The following is an 18,675-nucleotide window of genomic DNA, read 5'->3' on the forward strand; positions in this document are numbered from 1 at the left end:
TTGCCATGGTCAACGTGACCAATCGTACCAACGTTCACGTGCGGCTTGGTCCGCTCGAACTTTTCCTTTGCCATTTCTTAACTCCTGATAGGAATGCAGTCTTGTTGTTTCATCGCGCCGCCGCACCGGCAGGCGCGGCGGCAAACTTCCAATTACTTGCCCTTGGCCGACATCACGGCTTCGGCGATGTTCTTCGGTGCTTCAGCGTAGTGCTTGAATTCCATGGTGTACGTGGCGCGGCCTTGCGTGGCCGAGCGCAGCGACGTGGAATAACCGAACATTTCCGACAGCGGGACTTCGGCCTTGATGATCTTGCCGCCGCCCACCATGTCGTCCATGCCCTGCACGATGCCGCGGCGGGACGACAGGTCGCCCATCACGGTACCCGTGTAGTCTTCCGGCGTTTCCACTTCCACGGCCATCATCGGCTCGAGCAGAACCGGGCTGGCCTTGCGCATGGCTTCCTTGAAAGCCATCGAGCCGGCCATGCGGAACGCGTTTTCGTTCGAGTCCACGTCGTGGTACGAACCGAACGTCAGCGTGACCTTCACGTCCACCACCGGGAAGCCAGCCAGGATGCCGTTCGGCAGCGTGTCGACGATACCCTTTTCGACCGCCGGGATGTATTCGCGAGGAATCACACCGCCCTTGATGGCGTCGATGAACTCGAAGCCCTTGCCCGGCTCTTGCGGCTCCAGCGTGATCACAGCGTGACCGTACTGGCCGCGGCCGCCCGACTGCTTGACGAACTTGCCCTCGACGCCTTCAGCCGTCTTGCGAATGGTTTCGCGGTAAGCCACCTGCGGCGCGCCGATGTTGGCTTCCACGCCGAATTCGCGCTTCATGCGGTCGACCAGGATTTCGAGGTGGAGCTCGCCCATGCCCGAAATGATGGTCTGACCCGATTCTTCATCGGTACGCACGCGGAACGACGGATCTTCAGCGGCCAGGCGGTTCAGGGCGATGCCCATCTTTTCCTGGTCAGCCTTGGTCTTCGGCTCGACAGCCTGCGAGATCACCGGCTCCGGGAACACCATGCGCTCGAGCACGATCGGTGCAGCCGGATCGCACAGCGTGTCGCCCGTGGTGGCGTCCTTCAGACCCACCGCAGCGGCGATGTCGCCGGCCAGCACTTCCTTGATTTCTTCGCGCTGGTTGGCATGCATCTGCAGAATACGGCCGAGGCGTTCCTTCTTGCTCTTGACCGGGTTGTACACGGTGTCGCCCGAATTGATCTTGCCCGAGTACACGCGGAAGAAGATCAGCTGACCAACGAACGGGTCGGTCATGATCTTGAACGCCAGTGCCGAGAACTTTTCGTTGTCGTCAGCCTTGCGCTCGAGCTTCTTCTCGCTGTCGTCCTCGTCCGTGCCCGTAACCGGCGGAATGTCGACCGGCGACGGCAGGAAGTCGATCACGGCGTCGAGCATGCGCTGCACGCCCTTGTTCTTGAACGCGGTGCCGCACAGCATCGGCTGGATTTCGCAGGCGATGGTACGGTCACGCAGCGCCTTGACGATCTCGGCGCGGGTCAGCTCTTCGCCGCCCAGGTACTTTTCCATCAGCTCTTCGCTGGCTTCGGCGGCAGACTCGACCATCTTCTCGCGCCATTCGTCAGCGGTGGCTTGCAGCTCGGCCGGGATGTCCTGGTATTCGAACTTCACGCCCTGGCTGGCTTCGTCCCAAATGATCGCCTTCATTTCCAGCAGATCGACGACGCCCTGGAAGCCGTCTTCAGCGCCGATCGGCACCACGACGGGCACCGGGTTGGCCTTCAGGCGGGTCTTCAGCTGGTCGTAGACCTTGAAGAAGTTCGCGCCGGTACGGTCCATCTTGTTGACGAACGCCAGACGCGGCACCTTGTACTTGTTGGCCTGACGCCAGACGGTTTCCGACTGCGGCTGCACGCCACCCACTGCGCAGTACACCATGCACGCGCCGTCCAGCACGCGCATGGAACGCTCCACCTCGATGGTGAAGTCCACGTGTCCCGGGGTGTCGATGATGTTGAAGCGATGCTCGGGGTAGTTGCCGGCCATGCCCTTCCAGAAGGCGGTGGTCGCAGCAGACGTGATGGTGATGCCGCGCTCCTGCTCCTGCTCCATCCAGTCCATGGTGGCCGCGCCATCATGGACTTCACCGATCTTGTGGTTCACACCGGTGTAGAACAGGATGCGCTCGGTCGTGGTGGTTTTACCCGCGTCAATGTGAGCCGAGATACCGATATTGCGGTAGCGCTCAATGGGAGTCTTACGAGCCACTTTAATCCTCTATTCGTCCGTGAGGCGCCGGCATCTCATGGCCCGCGCCCCTAACACAAACGGGCGAGATGTGTAAAAACACAGCCCGCCCGGCAACCAACAAACGCTATCGCGCGCTTAGAAGCGGAAATGCGAGAACGCCTTGTTGGCTTCGGCCATGCGGTGCACTTCGTCACGCTTCTTCATTGCGCCGCCACGGCCTTCCGATGCTTCCAGCAGCTCACCTGCCAGGCGCAGCGCCATCGACTTCTCGCTGCGTTTCTTCGCGGCCTCGCGCAGCCAACGCATCGCCAATGCCAGACGACGCGACGGACGGACTTCGACCGGAACCTGATAGTTGGCGCCGCCCACGCGACGGCTCTTCACTTCCACCACCGGCTTCACGTTGTTGATGGCAACGGAGAACACTTCGATGGGGGCCTTGCCTGCCTTCTTTTCGATCTGGTCGAACGCGCCATAGACGATACGTTCGGCAACCGACTTCTTGCCGTCCAGCATCAGCACGTTCATGAACTTGGCAACTTCAACGTTGCCGAACTTCGGATCAGGCAGAACATCCCGCTTGGGGACTTCACGACGACGTGGCATCTTCTTTCCTTTAGATTCAGTTGAGAGCGTGGTCAGTTTTTCCCGCTCTCCGGCCACCAACTAGCTTGCATGCGATAGACAGCAAATTCGCCGGGTGACCACTTACTCGACGGCACGGTTGCCAAAAAGGCGCTCCGTTGTACCGCCGCCTGGTGACAGCACCATGACTCGCGCCACAGGCTATCGTTTGTTGCTTCGGGTCTTTCCGACCCAGGCTGCTATAGCTTAGGCTGCCTTCGGACGCTTCGCGCCGTACTTCGAACGAGCCTGCTTGCGGTCCTTCACGCCTTGCAGGTCGAGCGAGCCACGGACGATGTGGTAACGCACACCCGGCAGATCCTTCACACGGCCGCCGCGGATCAGCACGACCGAGTGTTCCTGCAGGTTGTGGCCTTCACCGCCGATGTACGAAATCACTTCGAAACCGTTGGTCAGGCGCACCTTGGCAACCTTACGCAGTGCCGAGTTCGGCTTCTTCGGCGTCGTGGTGTACACGCGGGTGCACACGCCACGGCGCTGGGGGCAGTTCTCAAGCGCCGGGCTCTTGCTCTTGACGACTTCAGAGACGCGCGGCTTGCGAACCAGTTGGTTGATAGTTGGCATTGTTCAATCCAGCTTGGTTTGACGAAAAACGCCCCTCGCACCGGCATGCACCGAAATGGAGAGGCAACTACGGGTTTTGGGCGGGAGAGATGAGCGGACGCGCTCTGGAGACGGGACTGTGCGGTAACAGCATGCCAAAGAGCGCGAGCCGGCACCCGGATCCCGCGTCTGCCGCCACCGGTCCATGGGAACCCAGTCCGGAAGGCTTGCCGGCCGCGGCCTAAAGGCCACTTCTCCGACGGGCGAGCGAAATCCAAAGCCAAAAACTCGAATCTGGCATCCTAGCAGGGGAATCGTATACCGTCAAGCCGTATACCCGACCCGGGACGCGCTGACGCTGCCCTCGGTCAGACCCCGCGGAGCGCTTCCAGGATGGACTGTCCATAGCGCTCCAGTTTGGAGGCACCGATCCCGGGAATGCCCTGCATCGCCGACAGGGAGCCCGGCGCGGTCCGGGCCAGCTCCGCCAGCGTTGCATCGTGGAAGATGACATAGGCCGGCACGCCGTGCTCGCGCGCGGCCTCGGTGCGCCAGCGGCGCAGCGCCTCCCAGTTGGCCAGCATGTCTGCGTCCATGTCCGCGGTGTGGTCGGTGCGGGTGCCGCGTGCGGCACGCTCGCCGGACTTGCCCGGCTTGGTGGCCTGGCGGCGCAGGATGATCTGGCGCTCGCCCTTGAGCACCGCGCGCGCGTCCTCGCCCAGCAGCAGCGCGCCATGCCCGCCATGGTCGATGGTCAGCAGACCCTGGGCGATCAGCTGGCGGAACACCGTATGCCATTCATGCACCGAGCGGTCCTTGCCGATGCCGAAGGTGGACACCTTGTCGTGCCCCCACTGGCGGATCTTCTCCGAGCTGTTGCCGCGCAGCACGTCGATCAGGTGGGTGGCGCCGAAGTGAACCCGGCTCGCCTGCGCGGTGCGGTACACGCAGGACAGCGCCATCTGCGCCTCGCGCGTGCCGTCCCAGGTGGCCGGCGGCTCCAGACAGGTGTCGCAGTTGCCGCAGGGTTCGCTGGCCTCATTGAAATACGCCAGGATACGCACGCGCCGGCAGCCTGCGGTCTCGCACAGGCCCAGCAGCGCATCGAGCTTGGACGACGACACGCGCTTGAAGGCGTCGTCCGCCTCGGACTCGTCGATCATGCGCTTCTGCTGCACCACGTCGCCCAGGCCGTAGGCCATCCAGGCATTGGCCGGCAGGCCGTCGCGGCCGGCGCGCCCGGTTTCCTGGTAGTAGCCTTCCATGCTCTTGGGCAGGTCCAGGTGGGCGACAAAGCGCACGTCGGGCTTGTCGATACCCATGCCGAAGGCGATCGTCGCCACCATCACCAGCCCTTCTTCCTCGCGGAAGCGGGCCTGGTGGTGCTGGCGCACCTGGGCATCCATGCCGGCGTGGTAGCCCAGCGCATTGATGCCCTGTCCGCTCAGCCACTGCGCCGTGTCCTCCACCTTCTTGCGTGACAGGCAATAGACGATGCCGCTGTCATGGGTGCCGTCGGCCGCGGTGTGCTCGGCCTTGATGAAGGCCAGCAGCTGCTGGCGCGCATTGTCCTTCTCGACGATGCGGTAGCGGATATTGGGCCGGTCGAAGCTAGAGATGAAGACGCGGGCGTTGTCCAGCGCCAGCCGCTCGATGATCTCGTTGCGCGTGAGTGCGTCGGCCGTTGCCGTCAGCGCGATGCGCGGCACGTATGGGAAGCGCTCGTGCAGCACCGACAACTGGATGTACTCGGGGCGGAAGTCGTGGCCCCACTGCGACACGCAGTGCGCTTCGTCGATGGCAAAGAGCCCGACCCGAATGCGCTCGAGCAAGTCCTGGAAGCGTGGCGTCATCAGCCGCTCCGGCGCCACGTAGAGGATCTCGATGCGCCCGGCCAGCAGGTCGCGCTCGACCGCCGAGGCCTCGGCTCCGGTCAGCGTCGAATTGAGCACTGCGGCGCGCACGCCGGCTTCAGTCAGTGCCGCGACCTGGTCCTGCATCAGCGCGATCAGCGGCGACACCACGATGCCGATGCCATCGCCGGCACGCTGGCGCAGCAGCGCCGGGATCTGGTAGCACAGCGACTTGCCGCCGCCGGTCGGCATCAGCACCAGGCAGTCGCCGCCCGTCGCAACGTGGTCGATGATCTCGGCCTGGCGCCCACGGAAGGCGTGGTAGCCGAACACATCTTTGAGGATCGCCAGCGCGTGCGACATAGACAACGGAATTGCTGAAGCCGGAAAAGCCGTAACCATACCACTAAGGGGGCCGCTTCCGTGCCCGCCGGGCTAACAGTCCGAACATTCTCACGACAGGGCCGGCTGCGGGCGGAAAGAAAAAAAGCCCGGCTGGATCAGCCGGGCTTTCGGGCCACCTTGCGGCGGCAAACAGCTTACTGCGATCAGGCGTTGTCGCCTTCGCCTTCGGTCGTCGCCTGCACCACCGGCGCCGGCTCGATGAAGAGCGACTGCTCTTCTTCGGCGATCGCCTGGGCGCGTTCGCGCTCGGAGGCCTCGCGCGCCTTGCGGGCGCGGTGGTAGGCCAGGCCGGTACCGGCCGGGATCAGACGGCCGACGATCACGTTTTCCTTCAGACCACGCAGGTCGTCGGTCTTGCCCATGATCGCGGCTTCGGTCAGCACGCGCGTGGTTTCCTGGAACGATGCCGCCGAGATGAAGCTGTCGGTCGACAGCGACGCCTTGGTGATACCGAGCAGCAGGTTCTCGTACGTGGCCGGACGCTTGCCTTCGGCGATCACGCGGTCGTTCTCGTCGAGCAGTTCCGAACGCTCCACCTGTTCACCCGGGATGAACTTGGTGTCGCCCACGTCGGCGATCTGCACGCGGCGCAGCATCTGACGAACAATCACTTCGATATGCTTGTCGTTGATCTTCACGCCCTGCAGACGGTACACGTCCTGGACTTCGTCCACGATGTAGTGCGCCAGCTCTTCGATGCCCTTCAGGCGCAGGATGTCGTGCGGGTCCGCCGGACCTTCCACGATCATTTCGCCCTTGTTCACCACCTGGCCGTCGTGCACCAGCACCTGCTTTTCCTTCGCGATCAGGAACTCGTGGGCATTGCCGTCCAGGTCGGTGATGACCAGGCGCTGCTTGCCCTTGGTGTCCTTGCCGAACGAGGTCGTGCCGGTGACTTCCGCCAGCACGGCGGCGTCCTTCGGCGAACGCGCTTCGAACAGCTCGGCCACTCGCGGCAGACCACCGGTAATGTCGCGGGTCTTCTGCGATTCGGTCGGGATACGCGCGAGCACTTCACCCACGTGCACCTGCTGGCCATCCTTCACGGTAATCAGCGCGCCGACCTGGAAGCCGATGGTCACGGAGTGGTCCGTGCCCGGGATCTTCACTTCCTGGCCGTTGGCGTCGAGCAGCTTGACCTGCGGGCGGATGCCCTTGGTTGCAGCCGTGCGGCGCTTGGCGTCGATCACGACCAGGGTCGACAGGCCCGTCACTTCGTCCATCTGCTTGGCGACGGTCACGCCTTCTTCGACGTTCTCGAACTTGGTCGTACCGGTGTATTCCGAAACGATCGGGCGAGTCAGCGCATCCCACGTGGCCAGCTGCGTGCCAGCCTTGATGGCCTGGCCGTCCTGCACCAGCAGCGTGGCGCCGTACGGGATCTTGTGGCGTTCGCGCTCGCGGCCGTGGTCGTCGGTGATCAGCGCCTCGCCCGAACGCGAGATGACGATCAGTTCGCCCTTCGCATTGGTGACGTAACGCATGGTCGCCGTGAAACGCACGGTACCGGTTGCCTTGGCTTCCACGCTCGATGCCACTGCCGCACGCGATGCCGCACCACCGATGTGGAACGTACGCATGGTCAGCTGCGTGCCCGGCTCACCGATCGACTGAGCGGCAATCACGCCCACCGCTTCGCCGGAGTTCACCAGCACGCCGCGGCCCAGGTCGCGGCCATAGCACTTGCCGCACAGGCCGTAGCGCGTGTCGCACGACAGCGGGGTGCGGACCTTGACTTCGTCCACGCCGATGTTGTCGATCAGCTCGACCAGGTCTTCGTCCAGCAGCGTGCCGGCTTCGATCGCGGTCTCCTGGGTTTCAGGGTTGACCACGTCGGCCACGGTCACACGGCCGAGGATACGGTCGCGCAGGGCTTCGATCACTTCACCGCCTTCGACCAGGGCCTTCATGGCCACGCCGTTGGAGGTGCCGCAATCGTCTTCCACCACGACCAGATCCTGCGTCACGTCGACCAGACGACGGGTCAGGTAACCCGAGTTCGCGGTCTTCAGTGCCGTATCGGCCAGGCCCTTACGGGCGCCGTGGGTCGAGATGAAGTACTGCAGAACGTTCAGGCCTTCACGGAAGTTCGCCGTAATCGGCGTTTCAATGATCGAGCCGTCCGGCTTGGCCATCAGGCCACGCATACCGGCCAGCTGGCGGATCTGCGCTGCCGAGCCCCGTGCACCCGAGTCGGCCATCATGTAGATGGAGTTGAACGACTCTTGCTTCACGGTCTTGCCTTCGCGGTCGACCACGTCCTCGTGCTGGAGCTGCTCCATCATCGCCTTGCCCACCTGGTCGCCGGCGGCGCCCCAGATGTCAACGACGTTGTTGTAGCGTTCCTGGTCGGTCACCAGACCCGACATGTACTGCTTGTCGTATTCCTTCACCTTGGCCGAGGCCTCGGCGATGATCTTTTCCTTCTGCGGCGGCACCAGCATATCGTCGATGGCGATCGAGATACCGGCACGGGTAGCCAGGCGGAAGCCCGACTGCAGCAGCTTGTCGGCGAAGATCACAGTCTCGCGCAGGCCGCACTTGCGGAACGCGGTGTTGATCAGGCGCGAGATTTCCTTCTTCTTGAGCGGCTTGTTCAGCACCGAGAACGGCAGCCCCTTGGGCAGGATCTCGGACAGGATCGCGCGGCCGACCGTGGTGGCCTGCAGCGTGATCTTGGGTGCGAAACGGGCGTCGCCCTCGGCGTCCTTGTCGACCAGCTCATACTCGGTGATACGCACGTTCACGCGCGAAGCCAGTTCGACTTCCTTGTTCTCGTAGGCGCGAATCACTTCGCTGATGTCGGCAAAGGTCATGCCCTCGCCGCGGCCGTTGATCTTGTCGCGGGTCGTGTAGTACAGACCCAGCACCACGTCTTGCGACGGCACGATCGACGGATCGCCGTTGGCCGGGAACAGCACGTTGTTGGAGGCCAGCATCAGGGTGCGGGCTTCCATCTGCGCTTCCAGCGACAGCGGCACGTGGACAGCCATCTGGTCACCGTCGAAGTCGGCGTTGAACGCCGCGCAGACCAGCGGATGCAGCTGGATGGCCTTGCCTTCGATCAGCACCGGCTCGAACGCCTGGATACCCAGGCGGTGCAGCGTCGGCGCACGGTTCAGCATCACCGGGTGCTCGCGGATCACCTCTTCGAGGATGTCCCACACCACCGGGGTCTGGCTTTCGACTTCCTTCTTCGCCGCCTTGATGGTGGTGGCGATGCCCATCGTTTCCAGCTTGTGGAAGATGAACGGCTTGAACAGCTCGAGCGCCATCAGCTTGGGCAGGCCGCACTGGTGCAGCTTGAGCGTCGGGCCCACCACGATGACCGAACGGCCCGAGTAGTCGACGCGCTTGCCCAGCAGGTTCTGACGGAAACGGCCGCCCTTGCCCTTGATCATTTCGGCCAGGGACTTCAGCGGACGCTTGTTGGCACCGGTCATCGCCTTGCCGCGACGGCCGTTATCCAGCAGCGAGTCAACCGCTTCCTGCAGCATGCGCTTTTCGTTGCGCACGATGATTTCAGGCGCCTTCAGCTCCAGCAGGCGCTTCAGGCGGTTGTTACGGTTGATGACGCGGCGATACAGGTCGTTCAGGTCCGAGGTCGCGAAGCGGCCGCCGTCCAGCGGCACCAGCGGACGCAACTCGGGCGGCAGCACCGGCAGCACTTCGAGGATCATCCACTCGGGCTTGATGCCCGAACGCTGGAAGGCCTCGAGCACCTTCAGGCGCTTGGCGAACTTCTTGATCTTGGCTTCAGAGCCGGTGGCCTGCAGCTCGGCGCGGATCTGTTCGATCTGCTTCTCGATGTCGATGCCGCGCAGCAGTTCACGGATGCCCTCGGCACCCATCATGGCGACGAACTCGCCCTCGCCGTACTCGTCGCACTTCGCCAGGTAGTCGTCCTCGGACATGATCTGGCTCTTCTTGAGCGGGGTCATGCCGGGTTCGATCACCACGAATGCTTCAAAGTACAGCACGCGCTCGATGTCGCGCAGCGTCATGTCCAGGACCATGCCCAGGCGCGACGGCAGCGACTTCAGGAACCAGATGTGCGCGGTCGGCGCGGCCAGTTCGATGTGGCCCATGCGCTCGCGGCGCACCTTGGCCAGCGTCACTTCAACGCCGCACTTCTCGCAGATCACGCCACGGTGCTTCAGGCGCTTGTACTTGCCGCACAGGCACTCGTAGTCCTTGATCGGGCCAAAGATCTTGGCGCAGAACAGGCCGTCGCGTTCCGGCTTGAAGGTACGGTAGTTGATCGTTTCCGGCTTCTTCACTTCGCCGTACGACCACGAACGGATCTTCTCGGGCGAGGCCAGGCCGATCTTGATCGCGTCGAACTGCTCTTCCTGCTGTACCTGCTTAAAGAGATCGAGCAATGCTTTCATTGCAACTCCTTGTTTCGCCACCGCCCCGGAGTTGGTCCGGGTCGATGGCATTCATCCTGTGGGAAATCCTTCGCCTGTAGTGTCGACAGGGAGCCGGCCGCAACCGGCTCCCCTCACCTGCCCGATCAGTAGCGATCGAGGTCGATGTCGATACCCAGCGAGCGGATTTCCTTCACCAGCACGTTGAACGATTCCGGCATGCCGGCATCGATCGAGTGCTCGCCCTTGACGATGTTCTCGTACACCTTGGTACGGCCGTTCACGTCATCGGACTTGACCGTCAGCATTTCCTGCAGCACGTACGACGCGCCGTAGGCTTCCAGTGCCCAAACTTCCATCTCACCGAAACGCTGGCCACCGAACTGGGCTTTACCACCCAGCGGCTGCTGCGTCACCAGCGAGTACGGGCCGGTGGAACGCGCGTGCATCTTGTCGTCGACCAGGTGGTGCAGCTTCAGCATGTGCATCACACCCAGCGTGACCGGACGCTCGAACGCTTCGCCGGTGCGGCCGTCGAACAGCGTGACCTGCTGCTTGGAAGCGGTCAGGCCCTTCTCCTTCGCGATCTCTTCCGGATAGGCGAGGTCCAGCATGCGGCGGATTTCGTCCTCATGCGCACCATCGAACACCGGCGTCGCGAACGGCACGCCCTTCTTCAGGTTCTCGGCCAGCTCCAGGACTTCCGAATCCGACAGGCTGTCGAGGTCTTCGACCTTGCCGCTCTCGTTGTAGATCTGCGTGAGCAGCTTGCGCACTTCGGCTGCCTTGGCTTGCGCCTTCAGCATGTTGCCGATGCGCTCGCCCAGGCCGCGCGCGGCCCAGCCCAGGTGGGTCTCGAGAATCTGACCCACGTTCATCCGCGAAGGCACGCCCAGCGGATTCAGCACGATGTCGGCAGGCGTACCGTCGGCCATGTAGGGCATGTCTTCGATCGGGGTGATCTTGGACACGACACCCTTGTTGCCGTGACGGCCGGCCATCTTGTCGCCAGGCTGCAGGCGGCGCTTGACGGCCAGGTACACCTTGACCATCTTGATCACGCCCGGCGGCAGTTCGTCGCCCTGCGTGAGCTTCTTGCGCTTCTCTTCGAAGGCCAGGTCGAACTCGTGGCGCTTCTGCTCGATGGCTTCCTTGACGGCTTCCAGCTGGGCAGCCAGTTCTTCGTCGGCCGGACGGATGTCGAACCAGTGGTACCTGTCGATATCCGCCAGGTATTCCTTGGTGATCTTGGCACCCTTGGCCAGCTTCTTCGGACCGCCATTGACGGTCTTGTCGATGAGCAGGCGCTCCAGACGCTGGAACGCGTCGCCTTCCACGATACGCAGCTGGTCGTTCAGGTCCAGGCGGTAGCGCTTCAGTTCGTCGTCGATGATCGACTGGGCACGCTTGTCGCGCGTCACGCCTTCGCGGGTGAAGACCTGGACGTCGATCACGATGCCGCTCATGCCCGAGGGCACGCGCAGCGAGGTGTCCTTCACGTCCGAAGCCTTCTCGCCGAAGATCGCGCGCAGCAGCTTCTCTTCCGGGGTCAGCTGGGTCTCGCCCTTCGGCGTGACCTTGCCAACCAGCACGTCGCCGGCTTCGACTTCAGCGCCGATGTAGGTGATGCCCGACTCGTCCAGGCGAGCCAGCTGGGCTTCGGCCAGGTTCGAGATATCGCGCGTGATTTCTTCCGGTCCCAGCTTGGTGTCGCGGGCAACGACCGACAGCTCCTCGATGTGGATCGAGGTATAGCGGTCTTCGGCCACCACACGCTCCGAGATCAGGATCGAATCCTCGAAGTTGTAGCCGTTCCACGGCATGAACGCCACCAGCATGTTCTGGCCCAGTGCCAGCTCGCCCAGGTCGGTCGAGGCGCCGTCGGCAATCACGTCGCCGCGGGCAACGTGGTCGCCGACCTTCACCATCGGACGCTGGTTGATGTTGGTGTTCTGGTTCGAGCGCGTGTACTTGATCAGGTTGTAGATGTCCACGCCGACTTCACCGGCAACGGCTTCGTCGTCGTTCACGCGGATCACGATACGCATCGCGTCGACGTAGTCGACCACGCCGCCACGCATCGCCTGCACGGCCGTACCCGAGTCGACCGCAACGGTGCGCTCGATGCCGGTGCCGACCAGCGGCTTGTCCGGACGCAGGCAAGGCACGGCCTGGCGCTGCATGTTCGCGCCCATCAGTGCACGGTTCGCGTCATCGTGTTCCAGGAACGGAACCAGCGAGGCAGCGGCCGACACGATCTGCGACGGCGCCACGTCGATGTACTGCACGCGGTCCGGCGTGACCATGCGGGTTTCACGCTCGGAGCCTTCACGCGCCGACACCAGTTCGTCGGTCAGGTTGCCGTCGGCGTCAACGGTCGCGTTGGCCTGCGCCACCACGTACTTGCCTTCCTCGATCGCGGACAGGTAGTCGACCTGGTCGGTCAGCTTGCTGTCGACCACCTTGCGGTACGGCGTTTCCAGGAAGCCGTATTCGTTCAGGCGGGCATACAGTGCCAGCGAGTTGATCAGACCAATGTTCGGACCTTCCGGCGTTTCGATCGGGCACACGCGGCCATAGTGGGTCGGGTGCACGTCACGGACTTCAAAGCCGGCGCGCTCGCGCGTCAGGCCGCCCGGGCCCAGTGCGGAGACACGGCGCTTGTGCGTGATCTCGGACAGCGGGTTGGTCTGGTCCATGAACTGCGACAGCTGCGACGAACCGAAGAACTCGCGGATCGCCGACGAGATCGGCTTCGAGTTGATCAGGTCGTGCGGCATCAGGTTCTCGGTCTCGGCCTGGCCCAGACGTTCCTTGACGGCACGCTCCACGCGCGACAGGCCGGCGCGGAACTGGTTTTCGGCCAGTTCGCCGACGCAACGCACGCGACGGTTGCCCAGGTGATCGATGTCATCGACCTCGCCCTTGCCGTTGCGCAGGTTGACCAGGATCTTGATGGTCTCGAGGATGTCCTCGTCCTGCAGCACCATGGCGCCTTCGCCGCTGGGGCGGCCCAGGCGGCTGTTGACCTTCATGCGGCCAACGCGCGACAGGTCGTACGACTCTTCGCTGTAGAACAGGCGCTGGAACAGCGCTTCCACGGCTTCCTCGGTCGGCGGCTCGCCCGGGCGCATCATGCGGTAGATCGCGATACGCGCAGCGGTCTGGTCGGCGGTCTCGTCCACGCGCAGGGTCTGCGACATGTACGGGCCCTGGTCCAGGTCGTTGGTGTACAGGGTCTGGATCTGCTTGACGCCGGCTTCGCGCAGGTTCTCGAGCAGGGTTTCGGTCAGCTCGTCGTTGGCGTTGGCAATCACCTCGCCGGTATCCGGGTCGATGATGTTCTTGGCCAGCACGCGGCCCAGCAGGTAGTCTTCCGGCACGCTGATCAGCTTGGTGCCGGCCGAATCCAGGTCGCGGATGTGCTTGGCGTTGATCCGCTTGTCCTTCTCGACCACCACGCGGCCGTTCTTGTCGGCGATGTCGAAGCGCGCGACTTCACCGCGCAGGCGCTCGGGCACGAACTCCAGCTGCGCGCCTTCGGCCTGCAGCGTGAAGTTGTCGAACACGAAGAAGTGCGCGAGGATCTGTTCCGGGGTCAGGCCGATCGACTTCAGCAGGATCGTCACCGGCATCTTGCGGCGGCGGTCGACGCGGAAGTACAGGATGTCCTTCGGGTCGAACTCGAAGTCCAGCCACGAACCGCGGTAGGGGATGATACGTGCCGAGAACAGCAGCTTGCCCGAGCTGTGGGTCTTGCCCTTGTCGTGCTCGAAGAACACGCCCGGCGAGCGGTGCAACTGCGAGACGATGACACGCTCGGTGCCGTTGATGACGAACGAACCCGTGGAAGTCATCAGCGGGATTTCGCCCATGTAGACTTCCTGCTCCTTCACTTCCTTGACCTTGCCCGGGTTCTCGCGATCGTTGATGATCAGGCGAACCTTGGCACGCAGGGCCGAGTGGAACGTCAGGCCACGCTGCTGGCATTCCTTGACGTCGAACGGCGGATTGGACAGGTGATACGAGACGAACTCCATACGGGCAAGCCCGTTATGCGAGGAGATCGGGAAGATTGCGTTGAAAGCGGCCTGGAGGCCTTCGGTCTTGCGACGCGCGGTCGGCGTTTCCGCTTGCAAGAACTGAGTGTAGGATTCAATCTGGGTGGCAAGCAGGAATGGAACCTGATGTACCGTCGCGCGCTTCGCAAAGCTTTTGCGAATGCGCTTCTTTTCGGTGAAGCTGTACGCCATGGGATCTCCGAATCATCGCAGGGCTGGCTGGACCTGGCCGGACCTGAGGTGTTCAGCGACTGGGAGGGGATTTGGCGGTTGGCCGCTACCAACCTCTGGCTGACGGTGTCCGCACGCTGCGGGCGGTGTGGTCGTCGCATCAAGCGCAACGCCTGTACTCGCCCGGGGGACACCCGACCAAACTTGTCTTCTGCAGTCGGTTCAGAAGACAAACATCAGCAGCAACCACTTAGTGTGCCACTGATGTTTGGCCTCTGCTGAGACTCCGGCATGCCCGAGGGCATCGAGACTCGCAAACATCACTTTTTGTTGCGAAGAGTGCTTCTCAAAACACTTTCGCACAAGCGCAAAAAGGCTGGCGCCGGGAATTTCCCTTTGCCAGCCCCATCCGCGTGCCGAAAGGGCACGCGAGCAATGGCTTACTTGACGTCGACCTTCGCGCCAGCGTCTTCCAGCTTCTTCTTGGCTTCGGCAGCAGCAGCCTTGTCCACGCCTTCCTTGACGGGCTTCGGTGCGCCATCGACCAGGTCCTTGGCTTCCTTCAGGCCCAGGCCGGTGATTTCGCGAACAGCCTTAATCACGCCAACCTTGTTGGCGCCGACTTCGGCCAGGATCACGTTGAACTCGGTCTGCTCTTCAGCAGCGGCGGCACCGCCGGCGCCCGGGGCAGCAGCCACAGCCATGGCAGCAGCCGACACGCCAAACTTCTCTTCGAACGCCTTGACCAGGTCGTTCAGTTCCATCACGGACATCGCGCCAACGGCTTCCAGGATGTCGTCTTTGGTGATTGCCATTTGAAATACTCCTACTAGATTTGATTCGGTATCGGTAATGCGATCTTTCGATGCGAGGCCTGGATTGCCTTAGGCGCCAGCGGCTTCCGCTTCCGCGGGAGCGCCTTCGGCGTTCTTGGCAGCCAGTGCAGCCAGCAGACGGGCGAAGCCCGACACCGGTGCCTGCATCACGCCCAGCAGCTGAGCAATCAGTTCGTCGCGGCTCGGGATCGAGGCCAGCGCCTTCACGGCGGCAGCGTCGAGAACCTTGCCGTCATACGACCCGGCGCGCAGGACCAGCTTGTCGTTGGTCTTGGCGAAGTCGTTCAGAACCTTGGCCGACGACACTGCATCTTCGGAAATACCGTAGATCAGCGGACCGGTCATCTGCTCTGCGAGGCTTGCAAACGGCGTACCTTCGACGGCGCGGCGGGCCAGCGTGTTCTTCAGAACACGCAGGTACACGCCTTGCTGACGTGCGGTGGAACGCAGCTTGGTCAGATCGCCAACCGTAATGCCGCGATATTCGGCCACGACGATGGTCTGGGCCTTGGCGACTTGCGCCGAAACCTCAGCAACGACGGCCTTCTTATCTTCAATATTGAGTGGCACGGTTAAGCTCCAAAATGACGCTAGCCCTCCGGCAATACCGGAGTCTTCACGTCAGCACAAACGAACGGCGTCCGATTGGCCCGAATCACCCGGGACAGGCCCGGATTCATCAATCCCTTCGGGTGCGCCATCTGCGCTGGCTGCCCGGGGTTGGTCATGCACGGCACCTGGCCCTGCTTGTACCTCCCGGCCGATTAAGCCCGCATGCCTGACTGCGGTCATGTGGACACCAGCGGTCTTTGATAACCAGCGGCGACTGCCTGAACACAACGTGTCCGGCTGCCGCCACTGCCCAAAGCCTTGCTCCCTGTCCTTGTGCTGCCGCTTGGCAGAACCAGGTTCGGAGCCGATCCCCGCTTACGCCAGGATCTTCAATTCGCGGCCGACCGGTGTTATCGGGTCCGGTCAGCCCATGCCGTCAGCTCAGGCCGACAGCGAAGCTTGTTCCACGCGCACGCCAACGCCCATGGTGGACGAGACGGCGATCTTGCGCAGGTACACGCCCTTGCTCGTAGCCGGCTTGGACTTCACCAGGGCTTCCAGCAGTGCGGACAGGTTGCTCTTCAGCGCTGCGTCGTCGAACGAGCGGCGGCCGATGGTGGCGTGGATGATACCGGCCTTGTCGACACGGAACTGCACCTGGCCAGCCTTGGCGTTCTTCACAGCCTGGGCCACGTCGGGCGTCACGGTACCGACCTTCGGGTTCGGCATCAGGCCGCGCGGGCCCAGGATCTGGCCCAGCGTACCGACGATACGCATCGTGTCCGGCGAAGCGATCACGACGTCGAAGTTCAGGTTGCCGGCCTTGACTTGCTCGGCCAGGTCTTCCATGCCGACGATGTCAGCACCGGCGGCCTTGGCGGCTTCGGCCTTTTCGCCCTGGGCGAAGACAGCCACGCGAACCGACTTGCCGGTACCTGCGGGCAGCACCACCGAACCACGAACCACCTGGTCCGACTTCTTGGCGTCAATGCCCAGCTGCACGGCCACGTCGATCGACTCGTCGAACTTCGCCGAAGCGCAGCCCTTCACCAGGCCCAGGGCCTCGTCGATCGGGTAAAACTTGGTACGCTCGATCTTCGCCTTGTTGGCGGCGACGCGCTTGGAAACCTTAGCCATTTACAGACCCTCCACGGTGATGCCCATCGAACGAGCCGAACCGGCGATGGTACGCACGGCGGCGTCCAGGTCGGCGGCGGTCAGGTCAGCGTTCTTGGCCTTGGCGATTTCTTCAGCCTGGGCGCGGGTGATCTTGCCAACCTTGTCGGTGTGGGGCTTCGGCGAACCCTTGGTGATGCCTGCTGCCTTCTTGATCAGCACGGTCGCCGGGGGCGACTTCATCACGAAGGTGAAGCTCTTGTCGGCGAAGGCGGTAATCACCACCGGCACCGGCAGACCGGGTTCCATACCCTGGGTCTGGGCGTTGAACGCCTTGCAGAACTCCATGATGTTCAGACCACGCTGACCCAGTGCGGGACCAACGGGCGGGGAGGGATTTGCCTTACCAGCCGGAATCTGCAGCTTGATAAAGCCAATGATCTTCTTGGCCATCTCTACTCCAATCCGGATCGCTCTTTCGGGATGCGATCCTGTTGAGTCGTAACGCGCTGTCGCCGCACCTTCGGCACGGCCTCACGCTCCTCTTGGCGCCGCCACCGGGGCGGCGCCGTTGCCCGTTGCCGCCCTTTCAGGCCGCAACCGGCAAATTCCTTAAACCTTCTCGACCTGGCCGAACTCGAGTTCGACCGGCGTGGCACGCCCGAAGATCGTGACCGAGACGCGCAGGCGCGACTTCTCGTAATTCACTTCTTCCACGTTGCCGTTGAAATCGGTGAATGGGCCGTCCTTGACGCGCACCATTTCGCCCACTTCGAACAGCGTCTTGGGACGCGGCTTCTCGACCCCTTCCTGCATCTGGGTCATGATCTTGTCGACTTCGCGCTGCGAAATCGGGCTCGGGCGGTTGCGGGCGCCGCCCACGAAACCGGTGACCTTGCTGGTGTTCTTCACCAGGTGCCAGGTCTCGTCGGTCATTTCCATTTCCACCAGCACGTAGCCGGGGAAGAAACGACGCTCGGTGACCGACTTGTGGCCGCCCTTGATTTCCACGACTTCTTCGGACGGCACCAGGATGCGGCCAAACTTGTCCTGCATCTCGGCGCGTTCGATGCGCTCCTGCAGCGCGCGCTGCACGCTCTTCTCCATGCCGGAATAGGCATGCACGACATACCAGCGCTTCTTCGACGAAGGCGATTCCGGCGCGGTGGTTTCCTGCTGAGCGTTATCCGTCATGTGCTACCTCTTATTTCCAGCCCAGCACGAGCGAGAAGACGACCCACTCGATGAGCTTGTCAGCCGACCACAGGAACAGCGCCATGATGACGACAAAGACGAAGACCAGCCCCGTCATTTGCCCGGCTTCCTTGCGCGTCGGCCAGACGACCTTGCGAACTTCCCGATACGATTCCTTGGCGAACCCGATAAAGTCCTTGCCTGGTGCCGACACCAGCGCAACTACGATACCCAGTGCAATACCACCGAACAGTGCGGCGCCACGTACATAAGACGGTTGCTGTGCCAGTGCATAGAAACCGATGACGCCCGCAACCACCAGCAGCACCGCCACGCCAAGCATCCACTTGCCGCTGCTGGCGTTCACGGTTTCAACATTGGGATTGGCCATGTTTCGCAAACGAGACTAAGCCGCGTCACGATTGCTCTTCGCGACGCGGCTGATTGATTTGGCAGGGGCAGAGGGAATCGAACCCCCAACCTTCGGTTTTGGAGACCGACGCTCTGCCAGTTGAGCTATACCCCTAAAACAACTGTGGGGCCGGCGCTGGCGCCAACCCCTTCTGGCAACGAACGCGGCCGGTTGGTGCCGCGTTCGCTATCAAACAACTTAGTCGAGGATCTTTGCCACGACGCCGGCGCCGACGGTACGGCCACCTTCGCGGATAGCGAAGCGCAGGCCTTCT

Annotated in this window: 14 protein-coding genes, 1 tRNA gene and 1 pseudogene; 1 reads left to right on the forward strand and 15 read right to left on the reverse strand. The window is 62.9% G+C overall.

The genetic code is table 11. The features are described 5' to 3' along the window. From AC3WRI_RS31200 to rpoB, 7 genes and pseudogenes are all read right to left on the reverse strand, one after another. A pseudogene (locus AC3WRI_RS31200) lies at positions 1-74 on the reverse strand (GTP-binding protein); the annotation flags it as partial. Between the two features lie 78 nt (positions 75-152). Further along, entirely contained in the window at positions 153-2,261 is a 2,109-nt protein-coding gene (gene fusA, locus AC3WRI_RS31205; protein WP_010810458.1) for an elongation factor G, read from the reverse strand. A 117-nt stretch (positions 2,262-2,378) separates the two neighbouring features. Continuing rightward, a complete protein-coding gene (gene rpsG / locus AC3WRI_RS31210; protein WP_010810459.1) occupies positions 2,379-2,849 on the reverse strand; it encodes a 30S ribosomal protein S7 in 471 nt (156 codons plus the stop codon). Between the two features lie 225 nt (positions 2,850-3,074). Next, positions 3,075-3,452 (reverse strand): 30S ribosomal protein S12, encoded by a 378-nt coding sequence (gene rpsL / locus AC3WRI_RS31215; protein ID WP_010810460.1) that lies wholly within the window; start codon positions 3,450-3,452, stop codon positions 3,075-3,077. A 347-nt stretch (positions 3,453-3,799) separates the two neighbouring features. Continuing rightward, on the reverse strand, positions 3,800-5,647 hold the full coding sequence (recQ, locus tag AC3WRI_RS31220) for a DNA helicase RecQ (protein WP_492294779.1): 1,848 nt from the start codon (positions 5,645-5,647) through the stop codon (positions 3,800-3,802). A 185-nt stretch (positions 5,648-5,832) separates the two neighbouring features. After that, the gene (gene rpoC / locus AC3WRI_RS31225) at positions 5,833-10,080 is read right to left on the reverse strand and encodes a DNA-directed RNA polymerase subunit beta' (protein ID WP_010810462.1); all 4,248 of its coding nucleotides are present in this window, start codon (positions 10,078-10,080) and stop codon (positions 5,833-5,835) included. 125 nt (positions 10,081-10,205) lie between these two features. Next, the gene (gene rpoB, locus AC3WRI_RS31230; protein ID WP_010810463.1) at positions 10,206-14,312 is read right to left on the reverse strand and encodes a DNA-directed RNA polymerase subunit beta; all 4,107 of its coding nucleotides are present in this window, start codon (positions 14,310-14,312) and stop codon (positions 10,206-10,208) included. Here rpoB and AC3WRI_RS31235 point away from each other — a divergent pair. Continuing rightward, entirely contained in the window at positions 14,193-14,573 is a 381-nt protein-coding gene (locus AC3WRI_RS31235) for a hypothetical protein (protein ID WP_162166395.1), read from the forward strand. The two genes, rpoB and AC3WRI_RS31235, sit on opposite strands and share 120 nt — an antisense overlap. A gap of 158 nt (positions 14,574-14,731) precedes the next feature. On the opposite strand, the gene rplL is transcribed toward AC3WRI_RS31235, so the two are convergent. From rplL to AC3WRI_RS31275, 8 genes are all read right to left on the reverse strand, one after another. Beyond that, positions 14,732-15,106, reverse strand: coding sequence for a 50S ribosomal protein L7/L12 (gene rplL, locus AC3WRI_RS31240; RefSeq protein WP_010810464.1), 375 nt, complete (start codon positions 15,104-15,106; stop codon positions 14,732-14,734). Positions 15,107-15,175: 69 nt separating this feature from the next. After that, the gene (rplJ, locus tag AC3WRI_RS31245; RefSeq protein ID WP_010810465.1) at positions 15,176-15,697 is read right to left on the reverse strand and encodes a 50S ribosomal protein L10; all 522 of its coding nucleotides are present in this window, start codon (positions 15,695-15,697) and stop codon (positions 15,176-15,178) included. Between the two features lie 423 nt (positions 15,698-16,120). Beyond that, the gene (gene rplA / locus AC3WRI_RS31250) at positions 16,121-16,816 is read right to left on the reverse strand and encodes a 50S ribosomal protein L1 (protein ID WP_010810466.1); all 696 of its coding nucleotides are present in this window, start codon (positions 16,814-16,816) and stop codon (positions 16,121-16,123) included. Further along, positions 16,817-17,248 (reverse strand): 50S ribosomal protein L11, encoded by a 432-nt coding sequence (gene rplK, locus AC3WRI_RS31255; RefSeq protein ID WP_010810467.1) that lies wholly within the window; start codon positions 17,246-17,248, stop codon positions 16,817-16,819. Between the two features lie 159 nt (positions 17,249-17,407). Beyond that, positions 17,408-17,989, reverse strand: coding sequence for a transcription termination/antitermination protein NusG (gene nusG / locus AC3WRI_RS31260; protein WP_010810468.1), 582 nt, complete (start codon positions 17,987-17,989; stop codon positions 17,408-17,410). 10 nt (positions 17,990-17,999) lie between these two features. Continuing rightward, the gene (gene secE / locus AC3WRI_RS31265; RefSeq protein WP_010810469.1) at positions 18,000-18,380 is read right to left on the reverse strand and encodes a preprotein translocase subunit SecE; all 381 of its coding nucleotides are present in this window, start codon (positions 18,378-18,380) and stop codon (positions 18,000-18,002) included. Between the two features lie 59 nt (positions 18,381-18,439). Then, positions 18,440-18,515: transfer RNA gene (locus AC3WRI_RS31270), tRNA-Trp, on the reverse strand. An 84-nt stretch (positions 18,516-18,599) separates the two neighbouring features. Then, positions 18,600-18,675: EF-Tu C-terminal domain-related protein (locus tag AC3WRI_RS31275; protein WP_244008446.1), on the reverse strand; the 76-nt coding region annotated here is incomplete at its 5' end.

Source organism: Cupriavidus sp. FW305-27 (assembly GCF_058787995.1).